We start from the raw sequence: 24,985 nt of genomic DNA on the forward strand, positions 1-24,985 counted from the left end.
CTCCTTACAGATTACCGATTCAATGGAGATTCATCAGATCGCATCGTCAACCAGGGTCAGGTCCCGGCCACGGGTCTCAGGGGCGAAGAATGTCGTGACCAGACCGATCGCTGCCATCAAGCAGTAATAGGCAGCCAAAGGCACCCAGGAGCTGAAGGCTGCCAGCAGTGCCGAAGCGACCATCGGAGCCGTGCCGCCGGAGAGGATGGAGCCAAGCTCCTTGGCGACTGCCATCCGGGAATACCTGTGCTGAATGCCGAAGAGCTCAACACCGTAGGCCGCTTGGACTCCGAAGATGCCCAGCGAAGCCACACCCATACCCACGATTATCACCAGGCTGACAACAATGGTGTTCTTCGACTGCAACAGGGCAAAGGCCGGGAAGGCGTACAGGACCAGAAGCAGGCAAAAGACGCGGTAGACAATCCTGCGGCCGAACCGGTCGGAAAGCCATCCGGAGAAGGGGATGATCAGGAAGCCCAACAAAGAGGCAATCAGCACTGCTGTAGTTGGCACAGATTTGCTCACGCCCAGTGTGACCACGTATCCGATAAGGAAGCTCTGCGAAAGATACGAGGGACCATTCTCTCCTATACGCAGACCAAGCATGATGAAGAAGGCCTTCCAGCCACCCTCGGACTTCTTCTCCTGCTTGCCTGCGGCAGCCAGAATAGCCTCTTCCTTCTTCCTATTGGCCTGGTAGGAACGAAATGCGGGCGTCTCCTGCATGGAGCGACGCAGATAGACAGCGAAAAGCGCAATCAGGATTGAGACCAGGAAGGGAATCCTCCATCCCCAGGCAATCAGGCTGTCGTGGGGCAAAAGCAGAACCAGAAGCCAGACAGCAGAAGCCAGCAAGGTGCCCGAATTAGACCCGATGCCAATCAATGAGGAAACCAGGCCACGGTGGTTGACAGGGGAATACTCGGCGAGCATCACTGCTCCCCCCGACAGCTCGGCTCCAGCGCCGAATCCCTGGCATACGCGGCAAAGTATCAAGAGAATGGGAGAAAGAATGCCCACCATTTGGTACGTCGGCAAAAGCCCCAGGGCTGTAGTCGACAGACCCATCAGCATGACCGTGAAGACCATGATGAACTTACGTCCGCGCTTATCACCTATCTTGCCCAGAACAAAGGCTCCGACAGGCCTGGCCAGGAAGCCGACCGCATATGTTGCGAATGAAGAGAGCAGAGCGATTACCGGCGTTTGCCCGGGAAAGAAGATGTCGCCAAAGACAAGCCCTGAAGCCAGACCATACAAGGCAAAGTCCACATATTCCATGGTTGTGCCCAACCATACGGCCACGATATTGGTCCAGAAGCTCTTCCTGCCCTCCTTGGTGCGGAAGTTGACATCAGCTGCCTGTTCCTGTTGATCAGACAATTCGGAATTCGACCTGGATCGCTGATTCACAGTTTCAGGTTTTCCTCTCTTGGCCCGGTTCACTCCCATTTATGCCTCCTTGCAGGGGATCATTGCGATTCGATGCTGAATAGCGTTGTTCTACCCGCGTAGATTGGAAAGCGACTTTTTGCGCGTTTCCATTTGCCAACAATGCAAAATTCTACGCGCGTAGTTTTCCTTGTCAATTTGAGAGTTTACCGTTTTGCTGATTGGCAAGCACACAGGATGGAGTTCATGGTCACATAAGATGGGCTCCCATTCATTGCGAAGCTCAAACCTTGCCTGATTGCAACAAGAAATCAGCAATCAAAGCGATCAATGGATTCCAACGATTGCGACTCATAGTATTCGAGCGCGAAGCATATCCTTGCAACTGTCTTGGTTCGTTCGACCTTTAAAGATGCTTGCTCAACGATTAAGCGATCACTACAACTGTACTACCCTACCAAGGGCTGATATAAGGTTCAATCATCATGACGAATCATGCTTATCGGGCTGATCAGATCAATTGTATTGATATTATTCACTCAGGCTAAGAAGATCCTGGTCCGAAACAACGAATAATTCGGGAGGGGTGCGCGGCAATGAGCACGATTGAGGAAGGCGCACTGGGCGCACTTACTGGGCTGTCCTTGGGAGATGCGCTGGGCATGCCCACGCAGAGCATGAGTCCAGCAGCCATCCATGAGGCCTACGGCAGGGTTGACACCCTTCGTGATGCTATTGCGGATCAGCCGATCGCTCCAGGTTTGCCTGCGGGATCTGTGACCGATGACACCGAGCAGGCACTGATTGTCGCAGAGCTGATCATCGAGGGCAGAGGACACATCGATCCCAAAGAGTTCGCTAAGCGCCTTCTGGCCTGGGAGGACGACATGAAGTCACGCGGATCACTCGACCTGCTCGGGCCATCCACCAAGCTGGCTCTGGAACAGGTTCGCCATGGCGCGGACATCATGACAACAGGAAGGACCGGCACCACCAATGGGGCGGCCATGCGAGTCGCCCCGGTAGGGATAGCCAACAGGCCCGAAGACACCAGACGGCTGGCCAATCGCATCTATGAGTCCTGCCAGGTCACCCACGACACGGTCGCAGGCTTTCAAAGCGCAGCGCTGATCGCTACGACAGTCAGTCTGGGACTTGAAGGAATGACCGTTCGCCAGGCACTGAATGAGTCCTTGCGCCTGGTATCCGCCATGGAAACCTCCGGAGCCTGGACACCCAAGGCATCGGTTCCCGCTCGGGCCCGTCAGGCAATACAAGTGTCCGAAGAATTCAGCGATGAGGACGATTTCGAACGCCACCTCATCGAAGACTGCGGCACTTCGGTGGAGGCCAATGAGTCTGTGGCAGCCGCTTTTGCCCTGGCCTGGAGATTCGCCGACGATCCCCAATCGGCTCTGTTGGCCGCAGTCAACCTGGGCGGCGATACGGACACCATCGCTGCCATGACCGGCGCAATGACCGGCGCATGCACCGGCCCCGAGGTGTTCGACCCTGCACTCTGCTCCCAGGTGGCTTCGGTATCTCACCTTGACCTGCAGAAAACTGCCCGTGGCCTGATTACCCTAAGGTAAAGCGCAAAACGGATACGACAGAATCCTTCAGGAATACAAGAATGTAAAATCCAGTCAACCCCGAGATCATGGGATCCACCCAGACCACACCACAGGCCTGACCAGACAATCCATCGCTGCATCCAGTACATCGTGAGTCAAAGGAGACAATCCATGTCAACTGCACCAAAAGAGGGCACCATCCTCTCCAGAGTTGAGCAAAGGGGCATCGAACCCGTGCCCGAGGATCAGAGGAACGGGTCGCCCGGTCAGCTCTTCTGGGTCTGGTTCGCCGCCAACATCTCGATCCTGGGAATCCCTCTGGGAGCTACACTGATTGCCCAGGGCCTCAACCTCTGGCAGGCCGTGCTCGCCACGACCATCGGAGCCTTCGGATCCTTCGCACTGGTCGGCATCATTTCCATAGCTGGCAAAAGAGGCGGCGCCCCCACGCTGACCCTGTCCCGAGCCATTTTCGGCGTCAGAGGCAATGCGGGCCCCACACTGGTGGCTCTGCTATCCAGGCTGGGCTGGGAGACGGTGAACACGATGACTGGCGCTTTTGCCCTGCTCTCCCTGATCGCCATCATCTTCGGCACCTCAGCTGATGCCAAGCGTTCCCCCTTCCTGACCTTCGTCTGTATTGCCGTCTTCGTGGCCTTGACCGTGGTGGTCTCGGCCGCAGGCCACGCCTTCATCCTCACTGTGCAGAAGTGGGCCACCTGGATATTCGGAGCCCTTACCCTCTTGGTAGCCATCTATCTGGCCACGACCGTCGACTGGTCCTCCTTCATCGGCAATGCCCCCGGGTCAGCCAGCGCCTTCCTTATCGGAGTCGGCACCATAGCCGCAGGGACGGGCATCGGCTGGGTCAATTCCGGCGCAGACATGGCCCGCTACCAAAAGACCTCGGTAAAATCCGGCTCTCTGATCCTGACTGCAGCAGCCGGCGCCGGCATCCCCCTGGTCGTGGTTATCGGCCTGGGATCGGTCCTGACAGCAGGCAACTCCACCATTGCCTCCGCCGCTGATCCGGTCGCCGCGGTTCGAAGCGCCCTGCCCGCCTGGGTTTCGATCCCCTATCTGATTGCCGCCTTCGCTGGGTTGCTCATGTCAAACAACCTGTCCGTATATTCGGCCGGCCTGACCACCATCACCCTGGGCATCAGAATTCCCCGCGTCTATGCGGTCGTCGTCGATGTGGTGGTGACCACCTGCGGAGCCCTGTACTTCACGCTGGGCTCCGACGGATTCTACGGCCCCTTCGTCACCTTCATCTCCCTCTTGGCAGTGCCGCTGAGCACCTGGGCAGGCATCTTCCTGTCAGATATGATCTTCCGCAAGCGCTACGATTCGGACGGCCTTCTGAATCTTCAAGCCGATTCCCCATACTGGTACTGGCACGGCATCAACCTCCCGGCCATCGTCAGCTGGCTGGTGGGGATAGTCGTCGGCTTCCTGTTCGTGACGGCCCAGGTCTCCAAGAACGAGGTCTGGTTCTCAGGACCGCTGGCCGGCAGCTTCCTGGGCAGGAACGGCCTGGCATGGCTGGTATCCCTCCTGCTGGGAGGAATCCTCTATGCCATTTTGCACCTCCTCTCCAAGGACTCCGTGGCGGTGAGGAGCAGCAGTAATGACTGAACCCAGCATCCTTCATCTCGGTCAGGTGGTGATTGACCTGAGCATGAACATCGACCACCTCCCGGAACGCGGCGGGGACATTTTCGCCAGGCGAACCGCCATAAAGGTCGGCGGCGGATACAACGTGATCCAGGCAGCCAGGCGGATGGGGGCACCCATAGCCTACATGGGGGCGATCGGCACAGGTCCGATGGCGGACATGGCCCGTGGAGCCCTTGCTGCCCTGCAGGTTCCCGCACAAGGGCCTGTGCTGGATAACTGTGACACCGGATACTCGGTAGCCATGATCGAACCCTCGGGTGAACGCACCTTTGTGTCGGCGAGGGGCGCAGAGACCCGGGTACCGGAGGGCACCTACGAAAGCATGAATCTGGTTCCCGGTGATGTCATCTACCTGAGTGGGTATTCCTTCTGCCACAAGGACAACACCCGAAGCCTGCTCGGTTTTGCTGAGAAACACCAGGGCGAAGGATTTCCGGTGCTCTTCGACCTGGGACCCATGGTGGCCGATATTGCATTGGATGTTCTTGATGCGGTCAACGGTCTGCATCCTATCTGGTCCCTCAACGAACGCGAGGGACCAATCCTGGCGAAACGTCTGGGGTGCCAACCCGAAACTGGCGACGTTACTGAGTTGGAATCCCTCTGCCGCTCGCTTTCGTTGAGACTGGACAGTCCGGTGGTTCTCAGGGCCGGCGCCCGCGGTGCCTGGTACTGCCAGCCCAAGGATGCAATGCAGAGCCAGTACATTCCCACCCCGCAGGTCCATGCCATAGACACCAACGGTGCAGGCGATGCACACTCGGGTGTCCTCTGCGCGGGCATCTTCCAAGGTCTGCCCATTGAGGAGGCCCTGGTGCTGGCCAACTGTGCAGGAGCACTTTCCACTACCCAGCGGGGTCCAGCCACATGCCCAAGTGAAGAAGCCATACGAAAGGCCGCCAGCTCCCTGCAATGATGACCGGAGCAAAACCAGACGAAACAAAGGCGGCCGCCGACTTCATGCCGACGGCTGCTTGGCCTCTCAACGAGGGACCAGAGAATGACGTATCAGAGCTGCTTGCCCAGCTGATCGGCTGCACGCAGGGCGTGAGCCACATCGGTCGGGGTCACCTCGAAGGGCATGTTGCCCATGGTCTCGTCAGGACCACAGGCGTGCTCGCCGACCTTGAGCAGATCCTCCTCACTGGCCTGGCCGATGCCGATCTGCTCCAGGGAGGTGGGCAGACCCACGCTGCGGAAGAAGTCGTAGACCCGGCGGGTCTCCTCCAGGGGCCGATCCTCAAGGACCAGCTGGGCCAGGGTGCCGAAGGCCACTTTCTCGCCGTGCAGCATGGAGTGGGTGCCCTCCAGGGCGGTCATCCCGTCATGAATGGCGTGGGCTGCAGCCAGGCCGGAGCTCTCGAAGCCCAGACCGCTCAGCAGGGTATTGGCCTCGATGATCTTCTCCAGGGCGGCTGTGCGCACGCCGGCCTTGGCGGCGGCCACGGCCTTGACCCCGTCCTCCAGCAGCGTGTCACGGCAGAGACGGGCCAGGGCGAAGGCAGCCATGGTGGCGTGGCCTCCGGTCATGGTCACCGCGTTCGACTGCACGCAGGCGGCTGCCTCATAGTAAGTGGCGAAGGCATCGCCCAGTCCTGATACCAGGAAGCGCACCGGTGCCTTGGCAATCACGTCGGTATCCATCAGGACCACATTGGGGTTGGCAGGCAGGGGCAGGTAACGGTCAAAGACGCCCTCGGGCGTGTAGAGCACGGACAGCCTTGAGCAGGGCGCATCCGAGGAGGCTGCCGTGGGCACAATCATGACCGGCAGGTGGGCGAAGTGGGCCACAGCCTTGGCGGTATCCAAGGTCTTGCCGCCGCCGATGCCGATCACCGCGTCGCTGTCGCCCAAATGGGCACGATGACGGTCGATCTCCTCCATGGAGCACTCGCCGCCGAATTTCATCAGTTCGTAGGGGATCCCATCGTGCTCAAAGGAGGCGACAATGTCGTCGTGGTAGAGCCCGTCGATGACCGGATCGACGATCAGATGGGCGCCCTTGGTGCCCAGAGCCGCGTATTCTCCAGCCAGCTTTCCCATGGCGCCCTCCTGCTGAACATAGGAGCCGGGAGAGCACAGAACCTTGCGCATACATACACCTTTCTCATCGCTGATCCCGCCTTCGGGACCAGGTCCTTAGTGACGAGCCTCTTGGCCCGTCTGAAAGTGACCCTAGTCACATTACATGGTGAGATGGGTGTGCCGCGCCGGGCGACCGGTCAGTTATGAGGCAAGGAATTGGTCGTGCTCGTCGGCGACGACTGGGGTGTGGAAGCCGTACTTGAGGGGCTGGGCGTGGAGCCGGTTGCATCGGCAGACGGCGAAGGCGAGCTCGTAGGGTTCCCTCCCTGCTGTTGACCTTGCCCGGATCCCTGTTCGTTGCCTTGGTGCTGATTCGTTCCCGAAGGCTGATTCTGGGGGGCACCCGGGGTCGCCTGGTCTTCAGGCTGCTCAGTACGCTGTGCAGGCTTGGAGGGGGTCTCTTCCTCATGGCTGGGGGTTACCTGGCTGGTCGAAGGGCTGACCACGTTGCGGACCACCTTGTCGGTGCCTTCGCCTTTGGTCAGGGCATTGATGGCCAGGGCGGACAGCAGCACGGCCACCAGAGCGCTGACCACGGAGACGATGATGACGTTGCGGCGGCGCTGATCCAGTTTCTTTTTGCTCGTTGCCGCAATGGGGGCCGCATGGGCCCGAGGACCATTGTTGGACGAAATGGTTCTGCCGGTCTTGGCTGCCGTCTTCTCGCCACCGACAGAAGGCATGACCTGGGTGGATCCATCAACCGGCGCCATGACCTGGGTGGACCCGTCGGCAGCACCGCTGGAATCGTCCGAAGCGCCTTTCCCCTGTGCCGGCAAGACCCTGGTCTGCCCATCAGCGGCTGAATCGCTGTCCGTATCCGTCTTGGAATCGTCATCATCCTGGTCGGCACTGCCAACCACAGACTCCTGCAGCTTCTGACCAGAGGCTTCCAAGACATTCTTGTAGATCTGCGAGGCCACAGCAGAGACGATGGAACCGATGGCTACGCCGATGATGGATCCCGCCACGCCGATCTTGGCGGCCAGCCAGAAGGAGGTCATGGCCGCAAGAGCGCCGGCGACGATCTGCGCCCAGGAAATGTCATGAAAGAACTGCTTCACTACGACCCCTTTTAATCCAACGGCTGGTTGCTGCGCTCTTATGGTAGCTGGTCGTCATGGCGATCCTGTGATGGTCAGTCGGTCTGAACCAGCCCTCGGGGATTGTCCCAGTCCCCCCGCATGGCGATGGCAGGACCGCGATTGTAGTCGATCATGGACCAGCGCAGACCGCCGTCTGGCAGGTCTCGTGGCATCAATCGCGCCCAGTGGGCATTGCGCATGGTGACCAGACCCAGGTATTCGGGATATTCACTGGCCATGCCCAGCAGAGCCTGGAGGGCCTGGGCTATGAAGGACCCATGGGAGAAGATCATGAGATCCGTATCCGGACCAGCCCGATGAATCCAACGATTCAGGGTTTCCAAGCCTCGTTTGCCTACCTGGGCCTTGGTCTCGGCACCGTGAAGCAGCTCTCCCCCGGCGCCTCGGGACCAGGATTCGTAGTCCTCGGGCCAGCGTTGGCGAACCTCTTCGGCGCTGGCTCCCTCCCACTCGCCAAAGCTGCGCTCGCGCAGACCTGGATCGAGATGGACCGTCTGGCCCAGGGGGTCAGCAAAGGCATGGGCGGTGGCGGCAGCCCTGCCCAGGTCAGAGGAGACCACCAGCAGGTGACGGTCTTGAGGTGCGCCATCCACGTACTCAGCCCGAAGCTCCTCGGCAGCCCTCTCCACCTGCCAGCGGCCCACGCTGTTGAGAGGAATATCGATCTGGCCCTGCATCCGGTGCTTCGCATTATATGAGGTCTGCCCATGACGGACCACGGTCATGGAGCGCACATGCCGTCCGTCCTCGACGGCGGCAACCGAGTCAGTCATAGTTTTCCTGAGGATCAGCGAAGCGGCTGCGCAGATCATCCCCATTCAAATTATCAGCCTTGGAGGCCAGTCGGCTGTCCTGGTCGTCATCGGCAAGGGTGAAGGGATGCTCCAGCTGCAGTTCCACCTGAGGGCAGTCCTTCCACAGCCGTTCCAGGTCATAGTAAGCCCGGGCCTGCTTGTGCATGATGTGGATGACGAAGTCACCGTAGTCCAGCAGAACCCACTGGGCCTCCTGGACGCCCTCCCGCGAGCGGGGATCCAGATTCTTCTGCAGATGGAGCTGCTTCTCCACCTCCTCGGCGATGGCCAGGACCTGACGTTCGTTGCTGCCGGTGGCCACCATGAAGATATCGGTGATGGCGATGGGCCGGGAGACGTCGAAGGCCACGATGTCCATGGCCTTGACATCGTTGGCAGCCCGAGCGGCCACCCGGACCGCATCGATGGATTCCTGCAATGCTGGCACTTGTCACGCCTTTCCTTGTTGTGAAGCCGATGCTGTCATGATTACCGCTCCCAGGCGGGCTTCCAGTCCGGAACCTGATGCTGGTCATTGGTGGAGTAGACCATGGCCCCGTCCTCGACCGGATGGCGGATGACCGATCCGGCCCCGGTAGTGACCCCGTCGCCCACCTGAACGGGGGCCACGAAGAGGTTTCCTGCGCCCACGTGCACTTCCGACCCGATCTCGGTGCGGTTCTTGTGCACGCCGTCATAGTTGGCCGTGATGGACCCGCCGCCCACGTTGCTGTCGTGGCCTATGTGGGCATCACCCACGTAGGAAAGGTGGGGCACCTTGGTCCCGTGGTCAATGGTGGCCTTCTTCATTTCCACGAAGGCCCCGGCCTTGGTGTCCTCGGCAAGGAGGTTGCCGGCCCTCAGATAGGTCCATGGGCCGATGTTGGCCCTGGCTCCGATCCGGGTCTCCTGCACGCGGGAACGCTCCACCCTGGCCTGCGGCTCGACGATGGCATCAATCAGTGTGGTATAGGGCCCGATGACCGCGTCCGAGGCGATCTCGGTATGACCCTGCAGGAAGCATCCGGGCAGAATGACGGCATCCTGCTGGATGACCACGTCGTCCTCGATCCAGGTGGTGGACGGGTCCAGGATGGTCACCCCCTGGCGCATGAACTCTTGGCAGACCCGCAGGTTATGGGCCTTGGCCAGTTCAGCCAATTGGATCCTGTCGTTGACGCCTTCGACCTTGAGCGGATCAGGAGCAGCGAAGGCTCCTACCCTACCCAAGTGGCGGGCTGTCTCCAGGGCATCGGTCAGATAGAACTCCCCCTGGGCGTTGCTGTCGTCCAAACCACGGACCGCCTGGCGCAACAGATCCGCCTCGAAGACGTAAACGGAGGTGTTGACCTCCTTGACGGCCAGCTCGGTGCCAGTGGCGTCCCGCTGTTCGACGATGCGCAGGACCCGTCCATCCTGATCACGAATGATGCGGCCGTATCCGCTAGGGTCGTCCAGATTGACCGTCAGCACGGTGGCCCCATCGCCGGAATTGACATGATAGTCAAGCAGGCTTTGCAGCGTGTCCGCGTCCAGCAGGGGCATGTCCGAGGCCACGATCAGCACCTGACCGTCGTGCCGAAGCTCCCCATCCAGCTGATCCACGGCGCACTGAACCGCGCGCCCTGTACCCGGTCTGCTGTCCTGACGGACGATGCGCACCTGGGGATCGTAGGATCGTGCGGCCTGCGCCACCAAGTCGGCCTGATGATGAACCACCACAGCCGTCAGCTCGGGATTCAGGGCGGTCACCGATGTCATGACCCTTTGCAGGAAGGTCTTGCCAGCCAGGGTGTGCAGAACCTTGGGATGAGCCGAATGCATGCGAGTGCCCTCGCCTGCGGCCAGAATGATGCCAGCGGTCAGCGTCTTGCCGCCGCTCAAAACTCCACCACCCCGCTCTCGGCGATGTCGATCAGATCCTGAATGGAATCCACCACCTGGTCAGGGCGATAGGGGAAGGTTTCCACCTCGGAACGTGTGGTGATGCCTGTCAGCACCAGGAAGGTGTTCAGACCGGCCTCGACTCCGGCCACCACGTCGGTGTCCATCCGGTCGCCGATCATGGCCGTGGTCTCGGAGTGGCCGCCCACCCTGTTCAGGGCCGTGCGGAACATGATGGGGTTGGGCTTGCCCACGAAGTAGGGCTCCCGGTTGGTGGCCTTGGTCACCAGGGCCGCCACCGCGCCGGCTGCCGGCAGGACGCCGTTCTCGCTGGGTCCGGTGGCGTCCGGGTTGGTGCAGATGAAGCGGGCGCCTCCCAGGATCAGGCGGATGGCTGTGGTGATGGACTCAAAGGAGTATGTCCGGGTCTCGCCCAGAATCACATAGTCCGGGTTGATGTCGGAAAGAATAAACCCGGCCTCGTGCAGGGCCGTGGTCAGCCCGGCCTCGCCGATCACATAGGCCGATCCCCGCGGCATGGTCCGGGACACGAAGTCGGCGGTGGCCAGGGCCGAGGTCCAGATCCGATCCTCGGGCACGTCGATGCCCGAACGGCCAAGGCGGGCCGAAAGGTCACGAGGGGTGTAGATGGGATTGTTGGTCAGCACCAGATACTGGCGGTTGTTGCGCTTAAGGGTGTCGATGAATTCGGCAGCTCCGGGCAGGGCCGTGTTCTCGTGCACCAGCACGCCGTCCATGTCGGTGAGCCAGGTTTCGATCTTCTTGACTGCCAAGACAGTTCCTTTCGGTTGGTCACCGACCCCAAGGAGGCCGTCTCCGACCGGAATCGGCGAGCGTAAGCTCCCCCACCTGGATTCGAACCAAGACTAAGGGTTCCAAAGACCCGTGTGCTGCCTTTACACCATGGGGGAAGGGCGGAACCCTTGAGGCCCCGCCAGGTTTATTATGCCACAGCCGGACGATTACGCCACGCCATGCCGGGCAGGCAGGGCTTTAGGCAAAGAGGAAGCCCTGGCCGTGATGAGCCGGATACGTGTCGAAGAGCCGGGCCACCGAGCCATCCTCAAAGACCGCCTTGATGGCCGAGGCCAGCAGGGGCGCGATGGACAGCACAGTCAATCCATCCCAACGCTTCTCCTGGGGGATGGGGACCGTGTCGGTGACAATGACCTCCTTGGCCTGGCAGGACTTGAGCCGTTCCACGGCAGGCCCGGACATGACGCCATGAGTGGCCACGATGGTGATGGAGTTGGCGCCGGCCTCCTCCAGGACGTTGCAGGCCTCGGTGATGGTGCCGCCGGTGTCGATCAGGTCGTCCACCAGCACACAGTCCAGGCCACGCACGTCGCCCACCACCCGATGGGCCACAGCCTTGTTGGGCTGGGTGATGTCACGGGTCTTGTGGATGAAGGCCAGGGGCACGCCTCCCAGGCGCTGGGCCCACTGCTCGGCCACCCGGATGCGGCCGGCATCTGGAGAGACCACGGCCACCTTGGACAGGTCCATCCGGTCGCGCACATAGTCCACCAACACAGGCATGGCGATCAGATGGTCCACAGGCCCATCGAAGAAGCCCTGGGACTGGGCGGCGTGCAGGTCAACCGACATGATCCGGTCCGCGCCAGCCGTCTTGAGCAGGTCGAACATGAGCCGGCAGGAGATGGGCTCGCGACCCAGATGCTTCTTGTCCTGACGGGAGTAGCCCAGGAGCGGGCAGACCGCGGTGATGGATCGCGCCGAGGCCCTCTTGAGGGCGTCGATCATGATCAGCTGTTCCATGATGGACTTGTTGACCGGGTCCGAGTGGGTCTGCAGGACAAAGACATCCGCACCGCGCACCGACTCCGTATAACGCACATACATCTCGCCGTTGGCAAAGTCGTATGCCGTCGTCTCCAGGACGTCGATGCCGAGTTGATCGGCCACGTCCGCCGCGAGTCTGGGATGGGCCCGGCCTGTGACAAGTATGAGATTTTTTCCTGGTCTGCCTTTGAGTATCGCGCTCACCATATCTCCAAACGTTGTTTTCGCTGAAGCGGACAGCCTCCATAATAATGGCGCGCGCTGACACAGCCGGGCTGTCCGTGTTGGCGAGTCCGACAGCATGCGAAGCTCAGGAAGCCGAGCGGTAGAGCCCGTGCTTGTTGATGTACTGCACCACCCCGTCCGGAACCAGGTACCAGACCGGCATGCCCCTGGCCGAACGACGGCGCACATCTGTGGACGAGATGGACAGGGCCGGAATCTCCAAGGTATCCACCCGCTGAGCAGGCACCTGAAGGTCGTCCAGGCTGGAGGAGTAGCCGGGCCTGGAGACGGCGACGAACTTGGCCAGATCCCACATCCGGTTGGCATCCTTCCAGCGCATGATCTCGGCCACAGCGTCCGCCCCGGTGATGAAGAAGAGGTCGCTGTCGGGACGCATCCGCTTGATGTCGCGCAGGGTGTCCACTGTGTAGGTGATGCCAGGACGCTCAATGTCCACCCGGGAGACGGTGAACTTGGGGTTGGAGGCCGTGGCGATCACGGTCATCAGATAGCGGTCCTCAGCATTGGTCACCGTCTTGTTCAGCTTGAAGGCCGGACGGCCGGTGGGCACAAAAATGACCTCATCCAGGTCGTAGACCCAGGCCACCTCCGAGGCAGCCACCAAGTGGCCGTTGTGAATGGGGTCGAAGGTGCCGCCCATGATCCCTACCCGGGGTCGGCGGTTATGGTGAGAAGGCCTACAGGATCCGTCAATATCTGATGGCTCCTGCCCAGATTCCCCCTCCTTGGACAGTTCAGACATCATCCGGTTCACCCCTGCTCGCCCTCCCGTCTGGCTTCCGAGGCGTTCTCCTCGTTCTCTGACTTGGCCTCCTGGCGCATCTGCTCGGCGCTGGGGTTGACCCGGTCAGGATCGATCCGCTCCATGTCGGCATTCCACTCCTCCTGGACCACGCGGCGGATCTCGGAGTAGGTGGGCAGGGGGAAGCCCGGCTGGTAGGCCCGACGAACCTGAGCCACGCATCCGGTGACAGCTACCAATGAATCGGACAGGTCGGCGATGCGCCCCTCCTGCTCCTGTTTGCGGAAGACCGGCACCCGCTCCTCCATGACGGTGATGTTGTGCCTGACCTGATTGAGCTGGTCCTGGTCAAGGTCGTACACATCATCGGCATGCTCGTCAGGCCAGCCGATCAGGACAGCGTCGGCGTACTCCAGGCAGGAGCGCTGGTCTGCATCCGGGATGCCGTCCTCGATTTGCACCAGAAAGACGTACCGCAGCAGGCTCAGCCGCTCTGAAGCCACCCTCAGCCAGATGCGCGGATTGTCGTGCTCGCGCTGGAAGAGCTCTTCGATCTTCTCGTTCACGGCCGCACCTGCCCCCTGCCGTAGCCGATCCACTTGGTGGTGGTCAGCTCCTGCAGACCCATGGGTCCTCGGGCATGCAGCTTTTGGGTGGAGATGCCCAGCTCGGCGCCCATGCCGAACATGCCGCCATCGGTGAATCTGGTCGAAGCATTGACCATGATCACAGCCGAATCCACCCGACGGGAGAACTCCTCCACAGCCTCATAGTCCCGAGCCAGGATGGCCTCGGTGTGGCCAGTGGAGTGACGGTTGATATGTTCGATGGCCTGATCCATGGAGTCCGCCACACGCACCCCCATCTTCAGATCCAGATACTCACGGTCCCAGTCGGCTTCCTCAGCGCGAACCAGCAGATCCTCAGGCAGACCCTGCCCGGCAAGAATGTCCATGGAGACCGCATCCAGGTGCAGCTCGACCTGGGCCTGCGTCAGCGCTCGGGCCACACGGGGCAGGAAGTCGGCGGCCACATCCCTGTGCACGATCAGCTTTTCAGCGGCGTTGCAGACGCCCACCCGCTGGGTCTTGGCGTTGACGATGATGGGGATGGCCTGATCCATATCCACTGAGCGGTCCACGTAAATATGGACATTGCCTGCCCCGGTCTCGATGGTGGGCACAGTGGCCTGCTCGATTACGCTGCGGATCAGCCCTCGGCCGCCCCTGGGCACCAGCAGATCGATATGACCGCGTGCCTTCATCAGAGCCTGGGCCCCCTCGCGACCGTATCGATCCACGGAAGCCACCAGAGCCGGATCCAGCCCCTGCTCACGAAGGACCCCGCCTATCAGCTCCACCAGGGCGCGATTGGTGCGCTGGGCCGCGTGACCTCCCCGCAGGAGGGCCGCATTGCCGGACTTGAGGCAGAGGGCCACCACATCGATGGTGACGTTGGGCCTGGCCTCGTAGATCATGGCCACCACGCCCAGGGGAACCCGCACCTGATTGAGCCGCATGCCGTTGGGCATGTCATGGCCGCGAACCACCTCGCCCAGGGGATCGGTCAGCCCCGCCACCATGCGCACGCCCCGGGCGGCGTCCGCGATACGAACCTTGTCCAAGCGCAGACGGTCTATCAGACCGGCGCTCATTCCTTCTTCAAAAGCCTGGGTACAGTCCTGCTCATTGACTGCGGCAATCTGATCGGCCTGATCGATCAGTGCATCGGCCAGGGCCAGCAAGAGGGCATTCCTGGCCTGGCCATTCATGCCTGCCAGGCCTGCCTGTGCAGCGGCCGCCGCATCGGCCATGGCGCAGACCCGATCAAACACATCCTGACGATCGGAGTTCTCGTCTTCACTCATGTTCGTCGGATCCTTTCGCCCTCACGGGTCTGCCAGACCCGTATTTCTGTACCGATTGTAACCCTCAGCGGAGGCAATGACGACAGGAGGAGGGAGGGCATTGCTGCACCTGCCTCCTCCAAGGGCCGATCAGTGGGTCTGGTCCAGCTCAGGATAGAGCGGGAAGGCCTCGACCAGGCGATCCACCCGGGCCTTGAGGGCATCCAGATCCGCCTGGGGACCATGGGCCAGCGCAGTGCCGATCACGTCAGCCACCTCCTCGTACTGGGCCGGGCCGAATCCGCGCGTGGCCAGGGCGGAGGTCCCGATGCGCAGTCCGGAGGCCACAGAGGCAGGACGCGGATCGAAGGGGACCGTATTGCGGTTGACGGTGATGCCGATCCTGGCCAGCAGGTCCTCCCCCTGACGGCCGTCCATCTCGCTGTTGCGCAGATCCACCATGACCAGGTGGACATCAGTCCCTCCAGTGAGCACGGTGATGCCGTTGTCGGCCACATCCTTGGCCATCAGGCGCTCAGCCAGAATCTTGGCGCCCTCCAGAGTGCGCTCCATCCGCTCCTTGAATTCAGGCGTGCCGGCCAGCTTGAAGGCCACAGCCTTGGCGGCGATCACATGCATGAGCGGGCCGCCCTGGTTGCCGGGGAAGACCGAGGAGTTGAGCTTCTTGGCATACTCCTGACGGGCCAGGATGAACCCGGACCTGGGTCCGCCCAGGGTCTTGTGGGCCGTGGAGGAGACCACATCGGCATAGGGCACCGGGCTGGGATGCAGACCGGCCGCAACCATGCCGGCGAAGTGGGCCATATCCACCCAGAACTTGGCCCCCACCTCGTCGGCGATCTCCTTCATGGCTGCAAAGTCCTCAATGCGCGGATAGGCGCTCCACCCGCCGATGATCAGGGCCGGATGGGTCTCCAGGGCCCGCTGGCGGATGATCTCAGGCTCGATGCGGAAGGTGTCCGGATCGACCCCGTAGGACTCAGCGTGGTAAAAGCGTCCGGAGAAGTTGATTTTCATACCGTGGGTCAGGTGGCCGCCATGGTCCAGGGCCAGGCCCAGCACGGTGTCGCCGGGCTTGATCAGGGCCTGGTAGACGGCGGCGTTGGCCTGGGCGCCCGAATGCGGCTGGACGTTGGCATATTCGGCGCCGAACAGGGCCTTGGCGCGGTCCCGGGCCAGGTTCTCGACCTGGTCCACCCACTCGCATCCGCCGTAGTAGCGTTTGCCGGGATAGCCCTCGGCATACTTGTTGGTCAGCACGGATCCCTGGGCCTGCAAGACAGCCTTGGGCACGAAGTTCTCAGAGGCGATCATCTCCAGACCGCCGCGCTGGCGCTCCAACTCTCCATCCAGCAGTGCTGCGATCTCCGGATCCACCTGCGAGATCGAAGAGTTCAGGACATCGTAGGATTGCTGTACCGGGTTCTCTTCGACCATGGGTCGCTCCTTTGTCTGTAACGTACAGCCTCGGATACAGGGGCTGGTGGGCAACACTGTACGCCATGCCGACCCCTGGCAGGCCCTGGCGTCCACAGACAGTTTCCTCCGCGAGCCGAGCAAGGCCATGGTTCGGACCCCTGCACGGGGTAGAATGCCCTGGTAATGATCAGTTCGGCGACATGGCGGAGGGGCAGGCAACCATGAGCACATACCACAGCACCAGAGGCGGCAAGGAGCAGCTGCAGTCCAAGCAGGCCATCAGACGAGGCCTGGCTCCTGACGGCGGACTCTACGTCAGCGATGGACTGGACGCACTGACCATCGACCCTGCCGACGTTGCCGGCCTGGACTACAAGGGCACGGCCAAACTGGTCCTTTCGAGACTGCTGAGCGATTACTCTTCCGCTCAGCTGGACTCCTGCCTGGACGCAGCCTACGGAGAGCAGTGGTCCGATCCGGCAATCACCCCTCTGGTGGACCTGGGCGGCAACGACTTCGTACTGGAGCTCTTCCGCGGGCCCACCTCGGCCTTCAAGGACGTGGCCCTGCAGCTTCTGCCGAGACTGATGGCCCTGGCCGGGGACGATGGCGAACGGATCATGGTGCTCACCGCCACCTCCGGAGACACGGGCAAGGCGGCGCTGGCCGGTTTCGCAGACGCGCCGGGCACGGGCATCACTGTTTTCTATCCTCAGGGCAAGGTCAGTCAGATCCAACGCCTGCAGATGGTCACCCAGGAGGGCGGCAACCTGCAGGTCTGCGCGGTTCGGGGCAATTTCGACGATGCCCAGTCCGCAGTCAAGTCCATCTTCGCCGACGCTGATCTGGCTCATGAGCTGGACGAGAAGGCCTCAACCGTTCTCTCGTCAGCCAACTCCATCAATGTGGGCCGCCTGGCCCCGCAGGTCGTTTACTACTTCCGGGCCTACGGGTCCCTGATGGAACGGGGAGTGATCAGACCTGGGGATCCGGTCGAGTTCTGCGTGCCCACCGGCAACTTCGGCGATGTGCTGGCTGGATACTACGCCAAGATGATGGGCCTTCCGGTGGCCCGCCTGACCGTGGCCTCGGACCGCAACCGGGTCCTCAACGACTTCCTGACCACTGGCGTCTATGACCGCAACCGCCCCTTCTACGCCACCACCTCCCCCAGCATGGACATCCTGATCTCCTCCAACCTGGAGCGGATGCTCTACTACATGGCCGGCGGCGACACCGAGCTGATTGCCTCGCTTATGGCCGATTTGGAGTCCAAGGGACGCTACCAGGTGCCTGAGGCCCTGATGACCAGAATCCGCGGGCTCTTCTCCTGCGGCTGGGCCGACGAAGACCAGGTGGGATCAGCCATCAGCGACTGCTGGGAGGACCGGGGATACCTGATCGATCCGCACACGGCCTGCGGCTACCAGGTCATGACCGGGCAGACCGACAGGGATCCTGCCGTGCCCCGGGTGCTGCTGTCCACAGCCAGCCCCTATAAGTTCCCCCGGGTGGTCTGCCAATCCCTGGGCCTGGAGACCCCGGACAGCGACTTCGACTGCATGGACATCCTGGCCGAGTCCACCAACACCAGGCCCCCCAAGGCTCTGCGCACCCTGGAAAACGCGCCTGTGCGCTTCCAGGACTGCATCGATCCCGGAGATATGTCCGACTACGTCCGCCACGCGGTCATGCAGTCCTGAAGCCTGAGCGAATCGGCTCAGATCTCCTTCCTGGCATAGACCTTGCGAGATATGGCTATCGAAACCATATCAGCCGCCAGAATCACCGCCAGCCCGAGGAGCACCGGCCGCCACAGGTCGGATGTCAAAAAACGCATGATTGAATTCCAGACGGCCCCCCAGTCAAAGGGCAGCCAACTGCCGACAAGGGCCGTTATTGGTACCAAACCAAGAAGCGCCAGAAAAGCTATCACGGCTTTGGCCATTTCCAGCCAATAAAACAGGGGGGCAGCTACTGCAAAGAGCAAAGACTCCGACATGAACAATCCCAGAGCAAACAGGACGGTAGCACGCCAATGGTCCTGACCCTGCAAAAACGAATCAGCAACGCAGAAATAGAATATTGCATAGCCGCAAGACTGAACCAGGACCAGCAGACTTACAGCAGCATAGCGTCCGAATACCTGGTGATCACGTGTTATGGGCAGCAGACCGTTCAACCGAATCGCCGCATTGCTGAAATCGACAAACAAACCAGATACCAGGCCTACAATCAGTCCGATTCCCATGCCGGCCACCAATCCCGTCAACGCAGTCCGTGCATCATCCCCATCATTGCCTGTCAGAGCCATGACCAGGTTCAGCAGGATTCCGATGACGGGCGCAGACAGGAAAATCAGCACACCAACCCAAGTTCTCCCTGCTCCTGAGAAACGTTGCATGTCCAGCCTGATCTGCTCGGCTATCGCCTTCATGACTCCACCTCCTTGTTCTTGTCGGCCGCAGCAGGTGGGCCTGCAGTCAGTCTGATGATGTTGTCAAAGTCGGCCCGCTCAACCAGGTAGCGGTCCTCTGAAGGCTCCATGGCGGTTGGGGAAGCCGATGCCAGAAAATCCTTCAAGTGTTCGGCAGGCACCAGAGCCTCGAAACCTGTGGCGGAACGCTGCAAACCCATCAGATAGGGTATCTGCGCTCTAGCCAGATCGTCCGGCCCCCCTCTTACGACCTGGAAAGCCTCCATCAACTCGTCCTTGGGGCCGGTGTAGAAGACAGACCCCCGATTGATATAGGTGACGAAATCAGCCACCCGTTCAAGATCCGCAGTGATGTGCGTGGAGAACAACACGGAATGACGACCGTCGCCGATGTAGTCCAGCAGAATATCCATGAGCTCGTCCCTGGCCAGGACATCCAGACCACTGGTGGGCTCATCCAGAATCAGGAGCCTTGCGTCGTGGCTGAGAGCGACGGCCAACATCAGTTTCATCTGCATGCCGCGGGAGAGCTTGCCGATTTTGCGGTTTTCTTGCAGGCCGAACCGACGCAGATAGTCCTGATAGCGATCACTGTTCCAAGAGGGATACATGGGTGCCATCACTGGCTCGACGGCCTTGACCTTCCATGCCTCCGGGAAATAAATGGAATCGAAGACCACGCCCAGGTCTGCTTTGACCTCCTCCTCCCGGCTCAAGGGATCACGGCCCAGAATGCTGATTGCTCCGCTGTCTCGATGGGTCATATTGAGCAAGAGCCGGATCAGAGTGGATTTGCCTGCGCCGTTGGGGCCTATCAATCCCATGATGTAGCCCAAGGGCAGGTCCATGGTGACTTGGTGCAGGCGGAAACCCGTGCCGTCGGCCCTGACATAGCTTTTCCCCAGGTCACTGATGCGCAGGGCATAGTCGACATCTTCGCCAGAGGTTGTCATCACCGGTGATGCGCACATGCTGCTATTCCTTTCCTTCTTCGGACGCGGGCGCAGAACCCCTGTTGCCTAGCAGGCCGTCGAGCAGGCCGCGAATCCGATCCGGCTCCATGCCAGCCCGACGAGCCGTATCGACTGCCTCGCCTAGCAGGGACTGCACGCGGTCCTCCAGGTGCTGCCGCATGACCTGGTCGCCGCTGTCGGCCACAAAGGTCCCCTTGCCTTGGATGTTCTCCACCAAACCCTCTTGAGCGAGTTCGGTATAGGCGCGGGTCACGGTCAGCACGGACACCCTGAGCTCCTGTGAGAGATGTCGCAGGGAAGGCAGTCCCTCCCCCGCTTTCAGGTCTCCGGTCAGGATGGCCGAACGTATCTGATCCTCGATCTGCCGATAAATCGGCTGCCCGGACAGGGATGAGATGATCAGCTTCATCCAAGCCCCTTTCATTGATGGACGGCACGACCCTGGCTGAGCTGTGCCGGTGTTCATATATACACTATAACAGTTCAATCATGGAGACAAACTCCGACCTTGATTTTCCAAGGGGTGGTTCATGGATTGATAGATACGTCTCTAGTGCCGCAATCCCCGGCCGATCACAATTTCAGACAAAATCCATTTGGGCCAGGTCGCCGCCGCATTGCTCATGCCGAAGGCGGATACGGTGTTATCAACGAAAATCCAGCATGTTCGTTGCCGCACGGCCGCCAACAGCCGATTGCCTACCGTCAAAGCGTCAGAATGAGAGCATGCAGCAGCACGGCCGCAAAAAGCGACAAAGTCGTCAGCAACAAAGTCGTCGCAACTAGTCAAAGTCACTGAATCGAGGGACTTCGGCATGGCAAAGTTGAGCCGACAATCAGACCTATCGGGCCTGGAGCCTGCTGGAGGCCAGAAGCTCTTGGGCGTGCTTCAGGGAGGTAGTGGACTCGCTGCCCGCCAGCATCCGGGCGATCTCCCGCTCCCTGTCCTCGCCCTCCACCTGGCGGACCAGGGTCTCTACGGCATCGCCGCCTTCACGCCCCTTGGCCACGACGAACTGGCGATCGGCCCAGGAAGCCACCTGCGGCAGGTGGGTGACCACGATCACCTGGGCAGTGACCGCCAACCGGGACAGACGGCGACCCAGCTCGACGGCAGCCCGACCGCCGACTCCAGCATCCACCTCGTCGAAGATGAAGGTCATCGTCGGGTCGCCAACCTGGGAATCCAGACCATTATGCCCATCTCCAGCGCCGTCAGATCCCGATGAGGTCCGGCCTTCGGCGGCCACCAGCTCCAGGGCCAGCATGAGCCGGCTGAGTTCGCCGCCTGAAGCGCTCTTGCCCATGGGCAGAAGGTCCGAACCCGGATACGGCCTGAAGAGAAAGTCGATCTGATCCAGACCATGCCCGTCCATGTCCTGGTCCTGGCGTGGCCTGACACGGATCTCCAGCCCGGCACCCGACATGGCCAGGGAGCGCAATTCGCCGTCGACGAGTTCGCTCAGCCTTCGTGCAGCCTTGCCCCGTGACGCAGACAGATTCCGGGCGGCCTTCAGGGCGCTCCCGCGAAGCTGCTCAACCTGGACCTGAAGCTCCTCCAGCTTCTCAGGTGAAGCATCCATGTCCTCAAGTTCAAACGCAGCCTTCTTGCGCCAGGCCAGAACGTCGTCGATGTCTGGTCCCCAGCGCCGGGTCAGCTCATCCAGATCGTGGATGCGGGCGTTGATCTTGTCCAGATCGCCCTCCTGGCCTTCGTCGTCCAGCTGGCTGCTCAGGGTGAAGACCAGGTCGGACAGGTCGGCATTCAGCGAGCGCAACCGCTGGGCCGACTCCTGAAAGACCCCCTCTACACCGATGCCCTCCAAGGCGGCGATGGCTCGTTCTACCAGGGCCGTAGCCGATGGTGAGTCTGCATCCGGGTCAATCTGGCCGGCGTCCAAGGCGGATAGTGCGGACATGACTCCCTGACTGATCTGGGCAGCATGCTCGATCCGGTCTCTCTGGGCCTTGAGTTCACGATCCTCGCCGGGATGGGGGTCGACACGGTCGATCCGGGCGATGGACTCGCGGAGATAATCAGCCTGGGCCATAGCGCCGGACTGCTGGTTGCGCAGCTCCTCCAGATGGTCCTGGGCCTGTCGGTACTGCCGAAAAGCCTTGGAAAAAGCCTCCAGCTGGGGGCCGTCACCGGCATAGGCATCCAAAAACTCGCGCTGCCGGGCCGGACTGGCCATACGCATCTGATCCGCCTGCCCATGGACGGTGACCAGCATGCCAGCCACCTCCTCCAGCAGGCCACGAGGTGCCGTCCTGCCGTTCAGGGCGGCACGGGAACGACCCTTGACAGGCATGGTCCTCGCCAGGAAGATCTGCCCCTCATCCTCCAAGGGCAGGCCAGCCTCGGTGATGGCAGCGGTCACTGGATTCTCAGCTCCCGCTGTTCCGGCATCAAAAATCCCCTGCACCCAGGACTCATGGGCTCCAGGCGACACCAGTTGGGGGCGGGCAGTGGACCCTGAGATCAGCCTGATGGCGTTGAGCAGCATGGACTTGCCAGCCCCGGTCTCCCCGGTGATGGCCGTCATGCCAGCAGCAGGCCGTAGCAGAGCATGATGGATGGGACCCAGGTCTCGTACTTCCAGCTCTTCCAGCATCAGTGCTCCTTATTCGACTCCTGCGACTCCCCCTGGTCCTGCCCGTCTGCAGCCGCCGATGGACGATGCTGCTCCCTCCAGCCGACCACCGGCAGGTCGAACTTGGAGACCAGCCGTCTGGTGAAGGGCACCCCGGACAGCCTGGCCAGCCTCAGGATGTCACGGGACTGCCGCACCACAATGCGGGACTGCTTGGGCACAGGCCGTTGACGGCGCCCGTCATTGCAGATCCAGCCAGCCGACTGGGAATCACCCAAAATATCCAGGGTGAACTGCGACTTCGGGCCGATGATCAGGGATCGGGCAAAGAGGGCGTGGGCAGCTATGGGCACCATCTGCAGCGACTGCGCATCCGGCCAGACGATGGGCCCGCCCACCGAAAAGGCATAGGCCGTCGATCCGGTCGGGGTGGCCACAATCATGCCGTCGCAGCCGAAGGAGCTCATCTCCACATCGTCCACTCGGACCGATACCTCGATCATCTTGCCCCGATCATATCGTTCCAGGGTCATGTCATTAAGGGCCCAGTCGCTCAGTGGTCGATCGGCTCCGGGTATCCACAGGTCCACATGGGCCACCATGCGCTCGTCGATGGAGTAGTCATGATCGGCCACTCGACGAATGGCCTCGCCTATCTGGAAGCTTTCGAATTCCGCCAAGAACCCCACGTGACCCAAATTGACCCCCAGGATGGGCACCTGGGTGCCCTTGACCAGCTCCGCAGCACGCAGAATGGTCCCATCGCCGCCCAGAACGATGACGATCTCGGTGTCGTCGGCAACCTTCTGGCTGGGGCTGCCGAACTCCGGGGCGGCGATGTTGTCGACAATCGAGACGCGGAATCCGTCCCGGCGCAGCTGCTCCTCGACCTCGTCAACCAGGTGGCCGCTTGCCCGGACCCGGCTGTGCGTGACCACGACAGCGCTACGAGCACCCATGGGGCCTCCCTTCCGGCAACAATGCTCATCCTATCGGGCCCGGCCAACAGCGGCGCCATCGTGGCGGGGTCAGGCCGAACGACGACCAGTAGCTGCGGCCATGCCTTGCCCGGTCTCGTAGCGGGGCGATCCCGTCCCGTCCACGGCATCGGCATCCACCACAACACGGGAGACATCCGTCCTGTCGGGCAGCTCGAACATGGTCGCCTCCAGGGTGTGCTCAATGATTCCGCGCAACCCCCGGGCGCCCACCTTGCGCTCCAGGGCGATGGCAGCAACACGGTCCAGGGCGGCATCGGTGAAGACCAGATCGGCCCCGTCATCCAGGAACATGCGCCGGTACTGGTCGACCAGGGCATTGTCCGGTTCGGTCAGCACCCGCCGCAGCTCATGGGCGCCCAGCGGCTCCAGGGTGGAGATGACCGGCAACCGCCCCACGAACTCGGGAAGCAAACCAAATTGTTCCAGATCCTCGGCCCTGACCTGGCTCATGACCCGATCGTCGGGTACCCTATCGCTCCCCTGAGTTGCCGAGAATCCGCTCTCCCGCAGACCCAGCCGCCGGCGGACGATCTCCTCAAGACCGACGAAGGCGCCGCCGCAGATGAAGAGGATGTTGGCCGTGTCCATGACGACCGTGCGGACATCGCCGTGCCGCCGCGAACCCTGTACCGGCACACGGGCCTGGGTGCCCTCGATGATCTTGAGCAGGGCCTGCTGAACCCCCTCGCCGGACACATCCCTGGTGATGGAGGTGTTCTCGCCAGACTTTCTGGCGATCTTGTCAATCTCATCGATGTAGATGATGCCGCGCTGGGCCTGATCCATGTTGCCGTCGGCAGCCTGAAGCAGCCCCTGCAGGACGGACTCCACGTCCTCGCCCACATATCCGGCCTCGGTAAGGCTGGTGGCGTCCACAATGACGAAGGGGACATTCATGATGGTGGCCAGGGTTCGTGCCAGGTAGGTCTTGCCCACGCCGGTGGGACCCATGAGCAGGATGTTGGACTTGTCCACCTGGACGCGCGGGGCCGCATCCTTGCCTCCAAACGCAGCGTCGGCAATACGGCCTCGGTCTCCCAGGTCCATATTGACGCGCTTGTAGTGGTTGTAGACAGCCACCGACAGGGTGCGTTTGGCAGCCTCCTGGCCTATGACATACCGGTTGAGATAGGCAAATATCTTTGAGGGCGCAGGCAGGGTCACCCGCTGGTCGGCGGCATCCTTGGCCATGTCCTCCTGGATGATCTGGGCGCATAGGCGTATGCATTCGTCGCAGATAGCGCAGGAAGGCCCTTTGACCAGGCGGCGCACCTGGTGCTCGTCCTTGCCGCAGAACTCGCAGCGATTCAGTCCGTCATTGTAGCTGACCACACGGCCCATGGCTCTCCCTTCCCGGAGAATC

General features: G+C 61.5%; 22 protein-coding genes and 1 tRNA gene. 4 read left to right on the forward strand and 19 right to left on the reverse strand.

Going from position 1 to position 24,985, the window contains the following annotated elements; all coding sequences use genetic code 11:
* Positions 1 to 33 precede the first annotated feature (33 nt).
* Complete coding sequence (locus QRX41_RS05535; protein WP_198201350.1) at positions 34 to 1,416, reverse strand: MFS transporter; 1,383 nt, start codon at positions 1,414 to 1,416, stop codon at positions 34 to 36.
* A 575-nt stretch (positions 1,417 to 1,991) separates the two neighbouring features.
* Between QRX41_RS05535 and QRX41_RS05540 the strand changes: the two genes are divergently transcribed.
* The 3 genes from QRX41_RS05540 (at position 1,992) to QRX41_RS05550 (ending at position 5,565) form a co-directional block, all read left to right on the forward strand.
* Positions 1,992 to 2,987: an ADP-ribosylglycohydrolase family protein gene (locus tag QRX41_RS05540; RefSeq protein ID WP_313839249.1), complete on the forward strand. Its 996-nt coding sequence runs from the start codon at positions 1,992 to 1,994 to the stop codon at positions 2,985 to 2,987.
* Positions 2,988 to 3,140: 153 nt separating this feature from the next.
* Entirely contained in the window at positions 3,141 to 4,607 is a 1,467-nt protein-coding gene (locus tag QRX41_RS05545) for a purine-cytosine permease family protein (protein WP_267444614.1), read from the forward strand.
* Positions 4,600 to 5,565: a PfkB family carbohydrate kinase gene (locus QRX41_RS05550; protein WP_267444613.1), complete on the forward strand. Its 966-nt coding sequence runs from the start codon at positions 4,600 to 4,602 to the stop codon at positions 5,563 to 5,565. Before QRX41_RS05545 ends, QRX41_RS05550 begins: the two co-directional genes overlap by 8 nt.
* A 92-nt stretch (positions 5,566 to 5,657) precedes the next feature.
* Here the strand turns inward: QRX41_RS05550 and QRX41_RS05555 are convergent, their stop codons facing one another.
* The 12 genes from QRX41_RS05555 to QRX41_RS05610 all read right to left on the reverse strand — a co-directional run bounded on the left by QRX41_RS05555 (position 5,658) and on the right by QRX41_RS05610 (position 16,634).
* Positions 5,658 to 6,743: a glycerol dehydrogenase gene (locus QRX41_RS05555; RefSeq protein WP_045924214.1), complete on the reverse strand. Its 1,086-nt coding sequence runs from the start codon at positions 6,741 to 6,743 to the stop codon at positions 5,658 to 5,660.
* A gap of 128 nt (positions 6,744 to 6,871) precedes the next feature.
* The gene (locus QRX41_RS05560; RefSeq protein WP_313839254.1) at positions 6,872 to 7,798 is read right to left on the reverse strand and encodes a hypothetical protein; all 927 of its coding nucleotides are present in this window, start codon (positions 7,796 to 7,798) and stop codon (positions 6,872 to 6,874) included.
* A 74-nt stretch (positions 7,799 to 7,872) separates the two neighbouring features.
* Entirely contained in the window at positions 7,873 to 8,613 is a 741-nt protein-coding gene (locus tag QRX41_RS05565; protein ID WP_313839256.1) for a histidine phosphatase family protein, read from the reverse strand.
* The gene (gene rsfS, locus QRX41_RS05570) at positions 8,606 to 9,082 is read right to left on the reverse strand and encodes a ribosome silencing factor (RefSeq protein ID WP_313839258.1); all 477 of its coding nucleotides are present in this window, start codon (positions 9,080 to 9,082) and stop codon (positions 8,606 to 8,608) included. The genes QRX41_RS05565 and rsfS overlap by 8 nt, the downstream gene beginning before the upstream one ends.
* 41 nt (positions 9,083 to 9,123) lie before the next feature.
* Complete coding sequence (glmU, locus tag QRX41_RS05575) at positions 9,124 to 10,500, reverse strand: bifunctional UDP-N-acetylglucosamine diphosphorylase/glucosamine-1-phosphate N-acetyltransferase GlmU (protein WP_313839356.1); 1,377 nt, start codon at positions 10,498 to 10,500, stop codon at positions 9,124 to 9,126.
* Between the two features lie 14 nt (positions 10,501 to 10,514).
* Positions 10,515 to 11,312 carry an HAD-IIA family hydrolase gene (locus QRX41_RS05580; protein WP_015021717.1) on the reverse strand — a complete coding sequence of 266 codons (798 nt, stop codon included), beginning with the start codon at positions 11,310 to 11,312 and terminating at the stop codon, positions 10,515 to 10,517.
* 67 nt (positions 11,313 to 11,379) lie between these two features.
* A tRNA-Gln gene (locus QRX41_RS05585) sits at positions 11,380 to 11,450 on the reverse strand.
* An 82-nt stretch (positions 11,451 to 11,532) separates the two neighbouring features.
* A complete protein-coding gene (locus QRX41_RS05590) occupies positions 11,533 to 12,549 on the reverse strand; it encodes a ribose-phosphate diphosphokinase (RefSeq protein ID WP_045924211.1) in 1,017 nt (338 codons plus the stop codon).
* Positions 12,550 to 12,652: 103 nt separating this feature from the next.
* The gene (nadD, locus tag QRX41_RS05595; RefSeq protein WP_101432243.1) at positions 12,653 to 13,333 is read right to left on the reverse strand and encodes a nicotinate-nucleotide adenylyltransferase; all 681 of its coding nucleotides are present in this window, start codon (positions 13,331 to 13,333) and stop codon (positions 12,653 to 12,655) included.
* Between the two features lie 5 nt (positions 13,334 to 13,338).
* Positions 13,339 to 13,896 carry a hypothetical protein gene (locus QRX41_RS05600; RefSeq protein WP_034525012.1) on the reverse strand — a complete coding sequence of 186 codons (558 nt, stop codon included), beginning with the start codon at positions 13,894 to 13,896 and terminating at the stop codon, positions 13,339 to 13,341.
* A complete protein-coding gene (locus QRX41_RS05605; RefSeq protein ID WP_313839262.1) occupies positions 13,893 to 15,197 on the reverse strand; it encodes a glutamate-5-semialdehyde dehydrogenase in 1,305 nt (434 codons plus the stop codon). Before QRX41_RS05605 ends, QRX41_RS05600 begins: the two co-directional genes overlap by 4 nt.
* A 129-nt stretch (positions 15,198 to 15,326) precedes the next feature.
* Positions 15,327 to 16,634 (reverse strand): serine hydroxymethyltransferase, encoded by a 1,308-nt coding sequence (locus QRX41_RS05610; RefSeq protein ID WP_313839264.1) that lies wholly within the window; start codon positions 16,632 to 16,634, stop codon positions 15,327 to 15,329.
* 203 nt (positions 16,635 to 16,837) lie between these two features.
* On the opposite strand from QRX41_RS05610, the gene thrC reads away from it, so the two are divergent.
* A complete protein-coding gene (thrC, locus tag QRX41_RS05615; protein WP_313839265.1) occupies positions 16,838 to 18,319 on the forward strand; it encodes a threonine synthase in 1,482 nt (493 codons plus the stop codon).
* Between the two features lie 17 nt (positions 18,320 to 18,336).
* On the opposite strand, the gene QRX41_RS05620 is transcribed toward thrC, so the two are convergent.
* The 6 genes from QRX41_RS05620 to clpX all read right to left on the reverse strand — a co-directional run bounded on the left by QRX41_RS05620 (position 18,337) and on the right by clpX (position 24,963).
* Positions 18,337 to 19,053 (reverse strand): ABC-2 transporter permease, encoded by a 717-nt coding sequence (locus QRX41_RS05620; RefSeq protein WP_313839266.1) that lies wholly within the window; start codon positions 19,051 to 19,053, stop codon positions 18,337 to 18,339.
* Complete coding sequence (locus QRX41_RS05625; protein ID WP_396176795.1) at positions 19,050 to 20,006, reverse strand: ABC transporter ATP-binding protein; 957 nt, start codon at positions 20,004 to 20,006, stop codon at positions 19,050 to 19,052. Before QRX41_RS05625 ends, QRX41_RS05620 begins: the two co-directional genes overlap by 4 nt.
* Positions 20,007 to 20,028: 22 nt before the next feature.
* A complete protein-coding gene (locus QRX41_RS05630; protein ID WP_121914582.1) occupies positions 20,029 to 20,436 on the reverse strand; it encodes a GntR family transcriptional regulator in 408 nt (135 codons plus the stop codon).
* Positions 20,437 to 20,869: 433 nt separating this feature from the next.
* Positions 20,870 to 22,642 carry a DNA repair protein RecN gene (locus QRX41_RS05635; protein ID WP_313839270.1) on the reverse strand — a complete coding sequence of 591 codons (1,773 nt, stop codon included), beginning with the start codon at positions 22,640 to 22,642 and terminating at the stop codon, positions 20,870 to 20,872.
* Positions 22,642 to 23,580, reverse strand: coding sequence for an NAD kinase (locus QRX41_RS05640; protein WP_313839271.1), 939 nt, complete (start codon positions 23,578 to 23,580; stop codon positions 22,642 to 22,644). Before QRX41_RS05640 ends, QRX41_RS05635 begins: the two co-directional genes overlap by 1 nt.
* Before the next feature lie 69 nt (positions 23,581 to 23,649).
* On the reverse strand, positions 23,650 to 24,963 hold the full coding sequence (gene clpX, locus QRX41_RS05645; RefSeq protein ID WP_313839273.1) for an ATP-dependent Clp protease ATP-binding subunit ClpX: 1,314 nt from the start codon (positions 24,961 to 24,963) through the stop codon (positions 23,650 to 23,652).
* Positions 24,964 to 24,985: the final 22 nt, after the last annotated feature.

This window comes from Bifidobacterium kimbladii (assembly GCF_032193675.1).
GTDB classification, from domain to species: Bacteria; Actinomycetota; Actinomycetes; order Actinomycetales; family Bifidobacteriaceae; genus Bombiscardovia; species Bombiscardovia kimbladii.

Coding starts and splice junctions, on each gene's coding strand:
- QRX41_RS05630 (WP_121914582.1), bottom strand. CDS start 20,436: ATGAAGCTGATCATCTCATCCCTGTCCGGGCAGCCGATTTATCGGCAG.
- nadD (WP_101432243.1), bottom strand. CDS start 13,333: ATGATGTCTGAACTGTCCAAGGAGGGGGAATCTGGGCAGGAGCCATCA.
- QRX41_RS05540 (WP_313839249.1), top strand. CDS start 1,992: ATGAGCACGATTGAGGAAGGCGCACTGGGCGCACTTACTGGGCTGTCC.
- QRX41_RS05545 (WP_267444614.1), top strand. CDS start 3,141: ATGTCAACTGCACCAAAAGAGGGCACCATCCTCTCCAGAGTTGAGCAA.
- QRX41_RS05605 (WP_313839262.1), bottom strand. CDS start 15,197: ATGAGTGAAGACGAGAACTCCGATCGTCAGGATGTGTTTGATCGGGTC.
- QRX41_RS05550 (WP_267444613.1), top strand. CDS start 4,600: ATGACTGAACCCAGCATCCTTCATCTCGGTCAGGTGGTGATTGACCTG.
- QRX41_RS05620 (WP_313839266.1), bottom strand. CDS start 19,053: ATGAAGGCGATAGCCGAGCAGATCAGGCTGGACATGCAACGTTTCTCA.
- QRX41_RS05625 (WP_396176795.1), bottom strand. CDS start 20,006: ATGACAACCTCTGGCGAAGATGTCGACTATGCCCTGCGCATCAGTGAC.
- thrC (WP_313839265.1), top strand. CDS start 16,838: ATGAGCACATACCACAGCACCAGAGGCGGCAAGGAGCAGCTGCAGTCC.
- clpX (WP_313839273.1), bottom strand. CDS start 24,963: ATGGGCCGTGTGGTCAGCTACAATGACGGACTGAATCGCTGCGAGTTC.
- QRX41_RS05635 (WP_313839270.1), bottom strand. CDS start 22,642: ATGCTGGAAGAGCTGGAAGTACGAGACCTGGGTCCCATCCATCATGCT.
- QRX41_RS05640 (WP_313839271.1), bottom strand. CDS start 23,580: ATGGGTGCTCGTAGCGCTGTCGTGGTCACGCACAGCCGGGTCCGGGCA.
- QRX41_RS05610 (WP_313839264.1), bottom strand. CDS start 16,634: ATGGTCGAAGAGAACCCGGTACAGCAATCCTACGATGTCCTGAACTCT.
- QRX41_RS05565 (WP_313839256.1), bottom strand. CDS start 8,613: ATGACTGACTCGGTTGCCGCCGTCGAGGACGGACGGCATGTGCGCTCC.
- QRX41_RS05555 (WP_045924214.1), bottom strand. CDS start 6,743: ATGCGCAAGGTTCTGTGCTCTCCCGGCTCCTATGTTCAGCAGGAGGGC.
- QRX41_RS05590 (WP_045924211.1), bottom strand. CDS start 12,549: ATGGTGAGCGCGATACTCAAAGGCAGACCAGGAAAAAATCTCATACTT.